Here is a 13,302-nt window from a genome sequence, read left to right as displayed (position 1 = left end):
TATAAGCGCTCAGTCTGCCATAACTCCCCATTCCATGCCGCATCACATCGTTGATTAAAGTTGTGTAAATGTAAATCGTTTAAACTTTGCAATTATTGTAAGTGCTAGTGATTATCATTTATTGTACGCGAGCCAAAAGAACGAGCCCCGACTCGGTTCACTGTATGTTCCAATTACTCTGGGATAAAAACGATGAATGCTCTGACTCGCACCGGATTGCGCCGTATCACGCTTGCCTCTGCCCTCCTCTTCTCTGTCAGCCTGCCGGCTTTCGCTCAGGAAACGTTAACGCTTTACACCACCCGTGAACCGGGCCTGATCCAGCCTTTACTTGATAGCTGGACTAAAACCAGCGGTATCAAAGTAAGTACGGTCTATATCAAAGACGGTATGCTTGAGCGTGTTAAGGCTGAAGGCAAAAACTCCCCTGCCGACCTGCTGATGACCGTCGATGCCGGAAATCTCATCGATTTAGTTGAAGCCGGCGTCACTCAGCCGGTAGAGTCAGAAGCGCTGAAAGCCGCCATTCCGGCGAATCTGCGCGGTGCGGATAATCAGTGGTTTGCGCTTTCAATGCGCGCCCGCGTACTGTATGCCGAGAAGTCGCTGCCAATCGATAACTGGCATTACGAACAGCTCGCCAGCCCAGAATACAAAGGTAAAGTTTGTATTCGTTCCGGTCAGCACCCCTACAACACGGCGCTGATCGCCGCGATGATTGCCCATCATGGTGAAGCCAAAACCGAAGAATGGCTGCGCGGCGTGAAGGCTAACCTGGCGCGTAAAGCCACCGGCGGCGATCGCGATGTTGCCCGCGATATCCTCGGTGGAATTTGTGATATTGGTCTGGCCAACTCCTATTATGTCGGCCATATGAAAAACGCCAAAGAAGGCAGCGATGCTCGTCAGTGGGGCGATGCCATTAAAGTCGTTAAACCAACCTTTGAAAATGGCGGTACGCACGTCAACATCAGCGGCGCTGCCGTTGCCCGCTATGCGCCAAATAAAGCCGATGCCGTTAAGCTGATGGAATATCTGGTTTCCGCGCCTGCCCAGCAGCAGTATGCGAAAGCGAACTTCGAATATCCGGTACTGAAAGGCGTAACGCTTGACCCGGTCATTAGCGCCACAATCGGTGAAATCGACGTCGATAAAACACCGCTCACAGAGATCGTGAAGTATCGTAAACAAGCTAGCCTGCTGGTAGATAAAGTTGGATTCGATCAATAAATCGCTGCAGTTTCCGACGTTACGCGGCCTGGTTTCCGGGCCGCAGTCATTATTAACGCCGTTGCATCTTGGCGCGTTGTGCGTCGCGCTTGGCGTCCTGACCCCCATCGTTGCGCTGATCTGGCAGGCCACTCAGGCTGATTTATCCCACTGGGATAATCTTATGACATATGTACTGCCTTCAGCGCTCAAAAACACCGTGCTGTTGCTAGCGGGTGTCGCGATAATGGTTGGCGTCATTGGCGTAGGCAGCGCATGGGCGGTAACGGCATGGGATTTCCCTGGGCGAAAAATTCTCAGTTGGGCGCTGCTGTTGCCGCTGGCAATGCCGACCTACATCGTTGCCTTTGCATGGCTCGATCTGCTGCATCCGATTGGCCCGTTGCAAACCTTTATCCGTTTTATACTGGGCTTTGACAACCCGCGACAGTTCCGTCTGCCCGATTTACGTTCCCTTTCCGGCGCAATAATCTTGCTCGGATTAGTACTTTATCCTTACGTGTACCTGACAACCCGCGCCATGTTTATCAGCCAGCCGGCCCATCTGTTGGAAGCTGCACGTACGCTGGGTTGCAGCGCAACCGGGACCTTTTTTCGTGTTGCTCTCCCCATGGCACGCCCGGCACTGGCCGTCGGGATCAGTCTGGCGCTGCTGGAGACGCTTAACGATATCGGCGCGTCGGAATTTCTCGGGGTACAAACGTTAACAGTTACCGTATACACCACGTGGATCTCTCGCTCTGATTTATCTGCCGCAGCGCAAATCGCCTGCATGATGCTGATGTTTATATTCTTTATTCTGACGCTGGAATTTTATGGCCGCAGAAAACAGGGATTCAGCAGCCGTAGCCTGCGGGAGATTCAACCCACCCGCGTGCAAGGCTGGCGTGGCTGGCTACTCGGTGTCGTTATTTCGCTGCCAGTTGTGCTGGGCTTTCTGGCCCCGGTGCTGTTTTTAATCTGGGAAAGCGCCAAACATATAGGTGACGAGAGCCCTATATCCTCCTCGTTACTGGCTGCATTACAAAATACGTTATCACTGGCCGCGGGAACCACGTTGGTGGTGGTTTGCGTCAGTATGTTGGTGGCCTGGAGCGCGCGGCATAGCGCCGCAGATAACGCGATGCCAGGATTTCGCCGTGGTGTGATGCGTCTGGCTTCTTTAGGCTACGCGGTTCCCGGTACAATTCTGGCGATTGGTTTTTTAACCCCCGCGATGGCAGTCGACCGCTGGCTGGCAGATTTACTGGATGTTCGCGGCCTGCCGCTGATGTCTGCCGGGATCCTGCTGGTAATTTGTTGTGCCATGCGTTTCCAGGCGATTGCTATCGGCGCACTGGATTCCGGCCTGGGCCGCATTCCGCCTTCGCTGGAGCAGGCTTCTCGTCTGTTGGGTGAGAATGGTGCGGGCACATTTGCACGGGTTCATTTCCCATTGCTGCGCCCGGCGTTAGTGAGTAGCGCCCTGCTGGTTTTTGCCGATGCCATGAAAGAACTGCCAACAACGTTGCTGTTGCGCCCGGTAAACTTCGAAACGCTGGCTACGTTGCTGTATGCAGAAGCCGCCCGTGGAACCTATGAAGAAGGTGCTATCGCCGCGCTAATGATTGTTTTAGCTGGCACGCTACCGGTTATTTTGTTGGTGCGTCACCAGATGACTCGCCGTGGTTAAGAGAGTAACAATGTCAGAAATTGCATTACGACTCCAGGATGTGCATGTTGCCTACGGCAACAGCCAGCAATCGGTGCTGAGCGGGTTTTCAATGTCGGTACGTAAAGGAGAGATCGCTTGTTTACTGGGCGCTTCAGGTTGCGGAAAAACCACCGTGTTACGCGCAGTTGCCGGATTTGAACGGCTGCGAAGCGGAGATATCTATGTGTCGCAGCGCCGCGTTGCCGGTTCCGGTGTTCATCTGCCGCCGGAAAAACGGCATGTCGGCATGGTCTTTCAGGAATATGCGTTATTCCCTCACCTGACCGCGCAACAAAACGTGGCCTTTGGGTTACGACGTATGCCGCGTGAGCAGCAGCAGGTCCGGGTGGCGGAGCTGTTAAAAATGGTGGAGTTGCACAGTCATGCCAGCCGTTATCCGCATGAACTGTCCGGCGGTCAACAGCAGCGTATCGCTCTTGCGCGCGCGCTGGCGCCGCATCCGGAAATCCTGCTGCTCGATGAGCCTTTCTCCAGCCTTGATAAGCGCACGCGTGAGCGTCTTGGCAACGAGGTACGGGATATTTTGCGTGCCGCCGGGCAAACGGCACTGCTGGTTACACACAGCGAACACGAGGCGCAGCTAATGGCAGACCATATTGGCGTGGTAAAAATGGGACAGTATCAAATTAAAAAAGCGACCCACCCAGGCTAAAGATCACAGGGTCGCCTTGAAAATTAGTAATGGGTCTGAATCAGACTGATATTCACCGGCATGCCGGAGCGTCTTTCCAGTGCCTGATTTCCGCGACTCATATCCACGTCATTCCCGCTGATGAAGGTGCGCAGCGCGGGGGTGACTGGCAAGGGAACTTTTCTGTCAGACTCGTATTCCGACCGGTTTCGTGACAGTGGTTCATGCACTTCCACCCAGCGACTACCGTCCGGCTCTACGCTGTATTTCACCGGTCGGTCTATCAGTTGCACACGCGTCCCTACCGGTACGGTATCAAACAGATATTTAATGTCGTCATTACGCAAACGGATACACCCCTGACTTACCCGCAGACCAATACCGAAATTCGCATTTGTGCCATGAATGGCATAAAGCCTGCCGATATAAATCGCATACAGTCCCATCGGGTTATCAGGCCCGGCAGGAACAAACGCCGGCAGGCTTTCCCCACGCGCTGCGTATTCGCGCCGGGTATTCGGCGTAGGCGTCCAGCTTGGTGCTTCCTGCTTACGTTCTACCGCCGTCACCCAGTTACGCGGCGTTTCTCTACCCGCCTGGCCAATGCCAATGGGTAAAACCTCAACCGTATTGCTGCCAGCGGGATAATAGTAAAGGCGCATTTCTGCGACGTTGATTACGATCCCCTCGCGTACAGTATCCGGTAATATCAGTTGCTGTGGCACAACCAGCGTCGAGCCAGACTTAGGCAGAAAAACATCCACGCCGGGATTGGCCTCCAGCATATTGCTCAACCCCTGTCCGTACTGCGCGGCAAAAGCTTCCAACGGCTGAGTGTTTCCTGAAGGTACCGTAATGGTCAAAGGGCTCCCCACCAGGCGACTGCCTTCAGGCGGGAGCGGATAACTCACCGCCTGCGCGCTCTGACTCACGAGCAGCATAATGAGTGAACAAAGCAGTTTTACACGACGCATCTTTTTCCTTTCCTTCGCCGCAGCAGATATCCGTTAATTATAGCTTTTATTATCAGTTTTAGTGGGTTACGCCTAAAATCCGCATAAAAAAGCCGCCTGAGGCTAATGCAGTTCAGTTAACGCCTCTGTATCAGAAAGCATCACCTGTGTTGGCAGAAGTTATGAATATGCTATCTCACGGTAAGGGTTCCGTTCACCTCATGTGCATCGTTTCTCTGAAACACCGATTCCTGTGAACGTGTAAAGGGCGTTCTCCGCCACGCCCTTTACAATCCCGGCTCCCGGCGGGAAAATTGCCACTTCGTGGTCCCCTCCGTTTATTCCTCCAGGCTACCGGGCCGGGCGCGAGGTAGCGTCCCTGCAAAACGCGCCCTGAACCCGCATCCCTGCGGGTTCTCCCTGCCTTACGGAAACACGTCGGCAATTTTCAGCCGGACCAGCCCACACCTGACCCCCTGCGTTTTTTATCTGAACAGCAAAACAGAGTTAACTGGAAGTCAGTGCGTTGCAGCGATGACCCCGGTCCGGCTGAAAATCGATGAGGCGTTGACGGCTGACCGGGTCTGCCCGCAGGGATGCGGGCAGAGGGGACTGCCAGCAGGGACGCAGGCCCGGCCCCGACCCGACAGGCGGACGGCATAAGACGAATGAATCGCGCAGCGACGATTTTCCCGCCGGGAGCCAGGGATGCAAGGGAGGCGGCGGTGAGCCTTCCTTGCGCGTTCACAGGTATAACGTTATCAGAGAAGCAACGCACATAAGGTGAACGGAAACTGATTCAGAGCAAAACATTTCCATACAGGCTTAACTGAACGGTATTGCACCATGGGGCGAGGTTCAGCGTGGCCGAAAACTATGCTTCCTTACCATCCGGAAGCACAATGTTACTGGCGGCAAGCTGCCCCATGTTGTTGTACATTGCACAGGCGGCTTCAACAATCGGCATCGCCAGCGCGGCCCCGCTGCCTTCGCCCAAACGCATCCCCATATTGAGATACGGCTCCAGTTCAAGATGCGCCAGCGCGGTGCGAGCCCCCTTCTCGGCGGAGAAATGTGACGGGATCAGGTAAGGTTTAATCTGCGGCGCAATCTGGCAGGCTGCCAGCGCAGCGGAATAAGAGAGAAAACCGTCCAGCACGACCGGCAGGCCGCAGGAGGCCGCCCCCAACATCACCCCCGCCATGCCGACCAGATCAAACCCGCCTACCTTAGCCAGCACATCGATACCGTCATTACGATCCGGTTGATTGACGGCAATTGCTCGCCGCACAACATCGACTTTATTGCCTACTCTTGAAAGCGGCAGGTTAGCGCCGATACCCACCACATCCTCGGCATCGCTGCCGGTCAGCACGCTGACGATTGCCGCCGCTGGTGTCGTATTTGCCATACCAAGTTCACCGACGCCAAACAGCGTTACGCCATCTTTGGCCAGCTCATGGGTATAGCGGATAACCTCCAGCAGCAGCTCCTCGGCCTGCGAACGACTCATTGCCGGGCCTTGTGCAATATTGCCGCAGCCGCGCGCCACGCGCATATTCACCACGCCAGGGATAAGCTCAGCATCGATGCCGACATCAATCACATGTACCTTTGCCCCCGCCTGAGCGGCAAGCACACAAACGCCTGTCGTCCCACGCGTCATATTAGCAGCCTGAATAGCCGTGACGATTTTAGGCGAAACGGCAACCCCTTCATCCCATACACCGTGATCGGCGCACATCACCAGCATCGCTTTGCCATTCACATGCGGTACGCCCTTCAGACCCGGCATTCCGGCCAGTTGCACGGCGAGCGACTCGAGTCGACCAAGACTTCCTGGCGGTTTAAGCAAGCCATCGACATGCTGCTGTGCACGCAGCATCGCAGCACTATCAGGTGAAGGGATTGCGTGGAGTAAAGAGGTTAAAGTCTGCATAAGGGTTCCAGTATGTTGGCTGACTCAGAGCAGAGCCAGCAGGAAAATCAACTCGCCAAGTTCAATGGCTGCGCCCAGCGTATCGCCGGTCTGCCCACCCAACGTGCGTTTTAATAACTGCCCAAGAATAAAAATCGCCACTATCGTAACAACCAGCGCCGCCACGCCGCGCATGCCAGGAAGAAGCACGGCAGCCAGGATCGCCGCGAATCCCAACGTGACGCAGGTTTGACGCCCGGTGACTTTACCGATAAAGACGTTGCCCAGCCCTTCTTCGCGGGCGTAGCGATGCCGATACATCAGCAAAACAGCGGTACCCCGCCCGGCGACACAAGCGGCAGCAAGCGCCGCCAGCATCGGCGTGCCCCGCAAAGCCAGTTCGCTCACCACCAGCACTTTTGCCAGCAACACGAAAATTAACGCCAGTCCACCGTGAGTCCCCAGGCGGCTGTCACGCATGATTTCCAGCATCCGCTCGCGTCGACGGGCAGAAAAAATACCGTCACAGGTATCCGCCAGACCGTCGAGATGAAATCCCCCGGTCAATAACGCCAGCGTGAGGACTGCAAACAGGGCCGCCAACGGCCCCCCACACCAGGGCTGCAGCGCCATAAAGACCAGCCCCGTCAGCCCTCCCAGCACCACGCCAATTAGCGGGAACATCACAATGCCACGTGAATAGTGCTCGAAATCCAGTCCTTGCGACCAGCGAGCAGGAACGGGCAAGCGACTAATAAAAGAGAGCATTGCCCAGAACAACTTACTCATTTAATTTTGACTCCAATTCCTGATACCACCAGCCAGACCTCATCAGCCGCCGCCGCCAGTCGCTGGTTCACACGTCCTGCAATATCGCGAAAATGCCGTGCCAGACGGTTCTCCGGAACAATCCCCATTCCGACTTCGTTAGTGACCAGCACAACCCTGGCCGGACAGCGCTGACAGGCCGCAATCAGCGAACGAATTTCATCCTCAATAGATTGCTCCATCGCCGCGTAATCCCAGCTATCCGGGTCGCTGTCACCGCCCAGCGCAAACAGCAGGTTGGTCACCATCGTGGTGATGCACTCCAGCAGAATGGCTTCTTGTGGATCGTTTGCTGCCGTAATCAGCTCATCGAGATGTTGCCAGCGTTCGGCTGTCCGCCAGTGCGCAGGACGTCCGTCACGATGATGCTGAATTCGCGCAGCCATCTCCTCATCAAAAATCTGCGAAGTCGCGATATACAAAACGTTTGGAGAATCTGCGATCAGCGCTTCCGCATGCCGACTCTTGCCGCTTCGCGCGCCGCCAGTCACCAGAATCATCATACTGGCTCCCGGTGTTGCTGCATGATGGTATAAATTTTCTCAATATCGATGTGTTGCCGCATCGCATCCGCCAGCAGATCAAACTGCTGCGATTTATATTGCGCGTAATGGAAGGTGGAATCCAGCGGCGCTAACCCTTTACGTTCTCGCAGGCCATTAACCAGCGCACGGGTAAATTCATCGCTGTCGAACAGACCGTGAAGATAGGTGCCGAACGCCAGGCCATCGGCAGTGACCGCGCCATCAGCCACGTTACCGCCGTCTTTACGCAGCGTCATCACCGACCGGCATTCTTCAGTTAATGCCGTTTCGCCCATATGAATTTCATAACCGCGAACGGATAATCCCGCGGTACCCGCCAGCCAGTCCGGCAGCGAGGAGGACATTTGTCCTTCAACCAGGGTCGTGGTTTTGTGCTGGGCAAAATGCGTTACGGTATCGAGCAAGCCCAGACCCGGCAACGTACCGAGTCCTGACTCAACTTCATCAATGATGGTTTCGCCGAGCATTTGATAGCCACCGCAAATCCCCACTACGGGTACGTTATTACGATGTAATTGCACCACGCCATGCGCCATCCCGCTTTCACGCAGCCACACCAGATCGCCCAGGGTGTTTTTGCTGCCGGGCAGAATCACCAGATCGGCCCCCGCCAACTCTTCAGGCTGGCGAACATAGCGCACGCGCACATCCGGCTGTGCGGCAAGCGCATTGAAATCAGTAAAGTTAGAAATGTGTGGTATCTGAACAACGGCGATATCGATGTCGCGTTTGTCTGTGCGCAAATATTTGCCCTTTTGCAGCGCAACGCCATCTTCATCTTCCAGATCAACGTCCAGCCATGGCATGACGCCCAGGACCGGAACGCCGGTCAGCGCTTCAATTTGCTCAATCCCGGAATACAGCAACGCCACATCACCGCGAAACTTATTGATGATCACCCCTTTTACCCTGGCGCGTTCATGGTCGTGCAGTAGCGCCAGCGTGCCGTAAATGGAGGCGAACACCCCGCCGCGGTCGATATCCGCCACCAGAACGACAGGGCACTGCGCCATTTCTGCCATCCCCATATTGACGATATCGCGATCGCGCAGGTTAATCTCAGCCGGGCTTCCAGCCCCTTCCAGTACCAGCACATCGAACTCCTGCGCGAGACTGTTATAAACAGACAGGATTTGATCCCGTAGTTTCGGTTTGTACTCGTGGTAGCTCACCGCATCCATATCGGTAGCCACTTTGCCCATCAGCACAACCTGCGCTTTACGATCGCTGGTCGGCTTAAGCAGCACCGGATTCATACGCACATCTGGCGTAATACCGGCGGCCTCAGCCTGAAAAATTTGCGCGCGCCCCATCTCTTTGCCCTCTGGCGTAATGCCAGAGTTCAGCGCCATGTTCTGCGATTTGAACGGTGCGGTACGCAGTCCATCCTGATAAAAAATTCGACACAGACCGGCGACCAACACGCTTTTACCTACATCAGATGCCGTTCCCTGCAACATTATTGCCTGCGTCATGACGCCTCCTTCAGTGCGTTCTCTCGCATACAGCTAAAAAATTCAGCCTCTGTTTTACACAGCGGGAAGCCCAGCTCGGTATGCAGCTTCACCAGCCAGGGCTGAGTTAATCCCGCTTGTTCAATAAGATCCGTCCGGGCAAACACATCACCCGGCGAGCCGTGTGTTAGCACTTCCCCCCGGCGTAAAACGTACACTGCATCGCTGACTTCATAGATAAGATCGATATCATGGCTGGAGATAACCACGTGGTTTCCTTGCGCTACGATGCGTTTGATTATCTCAATCATCTGCGTGCGGCCTGATGGGTCAAGGCCCGCAGTAGGTTCATCCAGTAGCAAATACTGCGCCTGCAACACCAACGCCCCGGCAATCGCCACACGTTTTTTTTGCCCGTGACTTAAACATTGAATAGGCTGATGGCGAAAATGCTGGGCATCGACCAGCGTGAGCGCATCATCCACCCGGCGGGAGATTTCAGTCTCATCCACCCCAAGGTTGCGCAGGCTGAAGGCAATATCGCTGTCGATATCGGTATAAAAAATTTGCTGATCGGGATCCTGAAATACGGTTGCCACCTGCTGACGCAGCGCCAGCAGGCCGCGCTTGCTGTAATCCAGCGGTTTGCCTTGCCACATCACCGCGCCTTCCTGCGGGCGCAGTAAACCACTCAGGTTCATAAACAGCGTGGATTTCCCGCAGCCATTAGCACCGACCAGCCCGGTGACGGCATGCGTTGAAAAGTCCAGCGTTAGCCCTTTGAGGATCGGGTCATCCTGATAGCGAAACCAAAGCGCTGAAGTGGCAAGCATACTTTTCCTTACAGGTGAAAATCACCCTGATACAGTTTGATATCCAGTGTGGTGGTCATTTGCTGGTAGCGGATCAACACGCGGGTAAACAGCAATCCCACCAGCATCGCCAGCGAGCGATAGCCCAACGGCAAGCTACGATAACCAAAACGTAGCGTTTGTGCGCGATGAATAGCCAGCGCCTCGTCTAACAGGATAAAAATAAAGCGCCAGGTTAGCAGGATCTGCTCAGTGAGCAGGCGAGGAACGTGCGCGCGTTTGAGTAAGATAATTAATTGCGGAAACGGCAGATTCAGGACCAGCCAGAACGTCGCCGCCAGCGCAGCCAGGCTGCGCCAGAAGGTTTCATTGGCGGTGACAAGCCCTGGCGCGCTAACACCTAACCAATAGCTTCCAACGGGGATGCTGGCCAGCAGCGTCTGCGGATCGCGGCTAAAACTAAACAGAATGGTCACGACGCCGACCGTCAGAAAACCAAACGGTAATGCTATCCAGCGACACCAGCGCCAGAAGGAAATGCGCAGCAGCCAGCAGCTCAGCGCGGCAATCAGTAACAGCTCAATACCCTGCCCCAACGGGGGCAGAGTAAACGCCAGAATCATCATCATCAGCCAGAGCAGAAATTTCCGCACGGGTGAGACATGAAACCAGCGGCTTTGATAGCTAAGCCTGTCAAGCCCGGTCATCACGACGTTGCCTGCCCTTGGTGTAACCCAGAATGTAGAAAATCACGGCTGCGCCCAGCGATCCCTGGAGCGTAAACAGCAGGCTTTCAATCTCACCGCTTGCCGGTTCATACAAGGGCTGGAACCACGGCTCATAATGTGGGGCAATTGCCTGAATCTGACTCTCCGCCTCACCGTCTGAGCCACCGTACTCTCCACCATGGTTGATAAAGAACGGCAGGATCACCAGCGCCACTACCATCCCTAACAAAATCAGCGTCTTTTTCATCGTTAATGTCCTTGAGCGGTAATCAACTGCCGTTTGGTTAACTGGTCATAAATCATTACGGTGAGCAGACCTTCCGCTATCGCAATTGGGATCTGCGTCAGGCAGAAAATCCCCATGAACTTGATGATTGAACCCGTAGCACCGGCGGATGGGTCCGGGAACGCCACGCCCAGTTGCACCGAGGTCACGAAATAGGTGACGAGATCCGCCAGCATCGCGCACAGGAAGACGCAAACATCACGACGCAACCCCGCACGGCAGGCCATTTTCCATACCATGTAACCCACTACCGGGCCAATCACCGCCATCGACATGCCGTTAGCGCCAAGCGTTGTCAAACCACCGTGCGCCAGCAACAGCGCCTGGAACAGCAGGACGATTGCCCCGAGGATTGCCACCACGCCCGGTCCAAACAGGATAACCGCCAGGCCTACCCCGGTAGGGTGCGAACAACTTCCGGTAACAGAAGGAATTTTCAGCGCCGACAGCACAAAAATAAACGCGCCGCACAAAGCCAGTAACACTTTTTGGTGACTATCTTCCTGCACGATTTGGCGCAGCCGCACCAGCCCGTACCACAGGCACGGCAAAAACAGCAGCCACCAGGCCAGCGCCCACATCGGCGGCAAGAAACCTTCCATTATGTGCATGGCGAACGCTTGTTCAGGAACAACCATCAGTAATAGCGCCGCAGCCAACCCGCTGAAAGACAGCTGTTTTAGCTGTTGTTCAAGCTTCATTGTGCATACTCCCACTGTTTATTGACCAGAATGGTCGAGAAATAAGGCAGCGGCTGATCGTCGCTCACCTCATCGAGATGACGCCAGCACTGTTCACCCGGCAGCGTGGCTTCAGACATCATCAATGCACAGCCCAACAAACCCTCTTGTTGCAGCAGCGCTTTGATGCGCGCAAAACGACCGTATACCTTCATCAGCACCAGACTGTCATGCTGCTTTAACGCCTGCTGGATTTCCGCTTCCGGCGCGGTACAGGAGACCACGGCCAGTGACTGTTGCTCCATGGCGAGCGGCGTTTTTGACCGCGCGGCAATCGCAGCGAAAGAGGTCACGCCCGGGACGATTTCTAACCAGTCAGGACAGCCAATACGCTGGAGTAAAAAAACCCAGGTGCTGAACAGCATGGCGTCGCCGAGTGTAATAAAGCCCACCTGCTTACCCGCTTCGACTTCCTGAACCAGCGCGGCCGCAACGTCATCCCATACCGCCTCTTTTTCGGCGCTGTCAGCACTCATAGGAAAATGGCAGCAGCGAACTTCGGTCTGCTCGCCGATATATTCACGTACGATCGACAGAGCCAGACTGTCGCCACCTTTGCGCCCGGCGGGCGCATAGAGAATATCCAGCGTACCCAGCGTGCGTGCGGCCCGCACGGTGATAAGATCGGAAGCGCCAGGCCCGGTGCTTAATGCGTACAGTTTTCCGCTCATGCTGCTTCCTCCAGCGCCACATTAAGCGCCTGTTGTAAATGCGCCACGAACATAGCGCGAACCGCCGGATTCTCACCCAGACCACTGAGCCACGGCGTAGCCGGTATCCCGGCCGCATTGAACAATGTTTTCCACGAATCCTCTTCGTCAGAGGCCATATCATTGATGGCATGATCGCCAGCAACTAACATCAGCGGCATCAGATGCACCGCCGTCACCCCTTCCTGAGACAAACTTTCAATCAGCACATCGACTTCCGGGTAGCTTTCCACCGCCCCAACCCGCGCCGGGTAGCGCTGTGCCGTCATCATATGGTCGAGGCAGGCATAGGCGGCAAAGGCATGATGGCTGGCACCGTGTCCCATAAACACCACTTTTTCATTTTCGCCAAGCACCGGCATTTGCTGTTGCAGCGCCAGCATCAGCTGGGCGTAATCGTCATGGCTGCTCAGCAGCGGAACACCCAGCGTCAGGCGAGAAAAAAGCGGGCGCATGCTTTGCACTTCGCGGACAATTTTTTCGTATTCATCACCGTTGATAATGTGCAACGACTGAATAGCCACGTCCTGATACCCCTGCTCCGCCAGCTTTTGCAGCGCCTGCAGCGGCGTGTCGATCTCAATGCCGTCGCGCTGCTTGAGCTTGCGGATAATCATCCCGGAGGTAAACGCCCGGAACAGGTCGCGGTCAGGGCAACTGGCTGCGAGATCGCTCTCGCAAGCCACAATATTTTTCTCACAGGTGTCGTGATAGCTGGTGCCAAAGCTGACCACCAGAAGCGCCTTTTTCATC

14 protein-coding genes are annotated in these 13,302 nt (G+C 55.3%); 3 read left to right on the top strand and 11 right to left on the bottom strand.

What is annotated here, in order from left to right; translation table 11 throughout:
• Positions 1–192: 192 nt before the first annotated feature.
• Genes HV037_RS10080 through HV037_RS10070 form a run of 3 tightly spaced genes read left to right on the top strand, consistent with a single transcriptional unit; the run spans position 193 to position 3,596 of the window.
• A complete protein-coding gene (locus HV037_RS10080; protein WP_047499042.1) occupies positions 193–1,230 on the top strand; it encodes an extracellular solute-binding protein in 1,038 nt (345 codons plus the stop codon).
• Complete coding sequence (locus HV037_RS10075) at positions 1,214–2,902, top strand: iron ABC transporter permease (protein WP_181500260.1); 1,689 nt, start codon at positions 1,214–1,216, stop codon at positions 2,900–2,902. The genes HV037_RS10080 and HV037_RS10075 overlap by 17 nt, the downstream gene beginning before the upstream one ends.
• 10 nt (positions 2,903–2,912) lie before the next feature.
• Positions 2,913–3,596 carry an ABC transporter ATP-binding protein gene (locus HV037_RS10070; RefSeq protein WP_016156856.1) on the top strand — a complete coding sequence of 228 codons (684 nt, stop codon included), beginning with the start codon at positions 2,913–2,915 and terminating at the stop codon, positions 3,594–3,596.
• A gap of 23 nt (positions 3,597–3,619) precedes the next feature.
• Here the strand turns inward: HV037_RS10070 and ldtA are convergent, their stop codons facing one another.
• The 11 genes from ldtA to HV037_RS10015 all read right to left on the bottom strand — a co-directional run bounded on the left by ldtA (position 3,620) and on the right by HV037_RS10015 (position 13,301).
• A complete protein-coding gene (gene ldtA, locus HV037_RS10065; protein WP_016153509.1) occupies positions 3,620–4,549 on the bottom strand; it encodes a L,D-transpeptidase in 930 nt (309 codons plus the stop codon).
• Positions 4,550–5,402: 853 nt separating this feature from the next.
• Positions 5,403–6,467, bottom strand: coding sequence for a nicotinate-nucleotide--dimethylbenzimidazole phosphoribosyltransferase (gene cobT, locus HV037_RS10060; protein ID WP_016156857.1), 1,065 nt, complete (start codon positions 6,465–6,467; stop codon positions 5,403–5,405).
• 24 nt (positions 6,468–6,491) lie between these two features.
• Positions 6,492–7,235: an adenosylcobinamide-GDP ribazoletransferase gene (gene cobS / locus HV037_RS10055; RefSeq protein WP_181624275.1), complete on the bottom strand. Its 744-nt coding sequence runs from the start codon at positions 7,233–7,235 to the stop codon at positions 6,492–6,494.
• Entirely contained in the window at positions 7,232–7,777 is a 546-nt protein-coding gene (cobU, locus tag HV037_RS10050; protein WP_016153512.1) for a bifunctional adenosylcobinamide kinase/adenosylcobinamide-phosphate guanylyltransferase, read from the bottom strand. The genes cobS and cobU overlap by 4 nt, the downstream gene beginning before the upstream one ends.
• Positions 7,774–9,294: a cobyric acid synthase gene (locus HV037_RS10045; RefSeq protein ID WP_049270773.1), complete on the bottom strand. Its 1,521-nt coding sequence runs from the start codon at positions 9,292–9,294 to the stop codon at positions 7,774–7,776. Before HV037_RS10045 ends, cobU begins: the two co-directional genes overlap by 4 nt.
• Positions 9,291–10,106, bottom strand: a complete 816-nt coding sequence (locus HV037_RS10040) for an energy-coupling factor ABC transporter ATP-binding protein (RefSeq protein WP_016153514.1) — start codon at positions 10,104–10,106, stop codon at positions 9,291–9,293. The genes HV037_RS10045 and HV037_RS10040 overlap by 4 nt, the downstream gene beginning before the upstream one ends.
• Before the next feature lie 8 nt (positions 10,107–10,114).
• Positions 10,115–10,792 carry an energy-coupling factor ABC transporter transmembrane protein gene (locus HV037_RS10035; protein WP_181500358.1) on the bottom strand — a complete coding sequence of 226 codons (678 nt, stop codon included), beginning with the start codon at positions 10,790–10,792 and terminating at the stop codon, positions 10,115–10,117.
• A complete protein-coding gene (locus HV037_RS10030; RefSeq protein ID WP_006683999.1) occupies positions 10,779–11,060 on the bottom strand; it encodes an energy-coupling factor ABC transporter substrate-binding protein in 282 nt (93 codons plus the stop codon). Before HV037_RS10030 ends, HV037_RS10035 begins: the two co-directional genes overlap by 14 nt.
• Before the next feature lie 2 nt (positions 11,061–11,062).
• On the bottom strand, positions 11,063–11,800 hold the full coding sequence (gene cbiM / locus HV037_RS10025) for a cobalt ECF transporter S component CbiM (protein ID WP_016153516.1): 738 nt from the start codon (positions 11,798–11,800) through the stop codon (positions 11,063–11,065).
• Positions 11,797–12,510 (bottom strand): cobalt-factor II C(20)-methyltransferase, encoded by a 714-nt coding sequence (locus tag HV037_RS10020; RefSeq protein WP_016156863.1) that lies wholly within the window; start codon positions 12,508–12,510, stop codon positions 11,797–11,799. Before HV037_RS10020 ends, cbiM begins: the two co-directional genes overlap by 4 nt.
• Positions 12,507–13,301, bottom strand: a complete 795-nt coding sequence (locus HV037_RS10015) for a sirohydrochlorin cobaltochelatase (RefSeq protein ID WP_019077091.1) — start codon at positions 13,299–13,301, stop codon at positions 12,507–12,509. The genes HV037_RS10020 and HV037_RS10015 overlap by 4 nt, the downstream gene beginning before the upstream one ends.
• Position 13,302 lies beyond the last annotated feature (1 nt).

The sequence above is a fragment of the Citrobacter sp. RHBSTW-00017 genome (assembly GCF_013797615.1).
In the GTDB taxonomy this organism is placed as follows: domain Bacteria; phylum Pseudomonadota; class Gammaproteobacteria; order Enterobacterales; family Enterobacteriaceae; genus Citrobacter; species Citrobacter braakii.
Note: the sequence above shows the minus strand (reverse complement) of the source record. Positions and strands in the feature narration are given on the sequence as shown.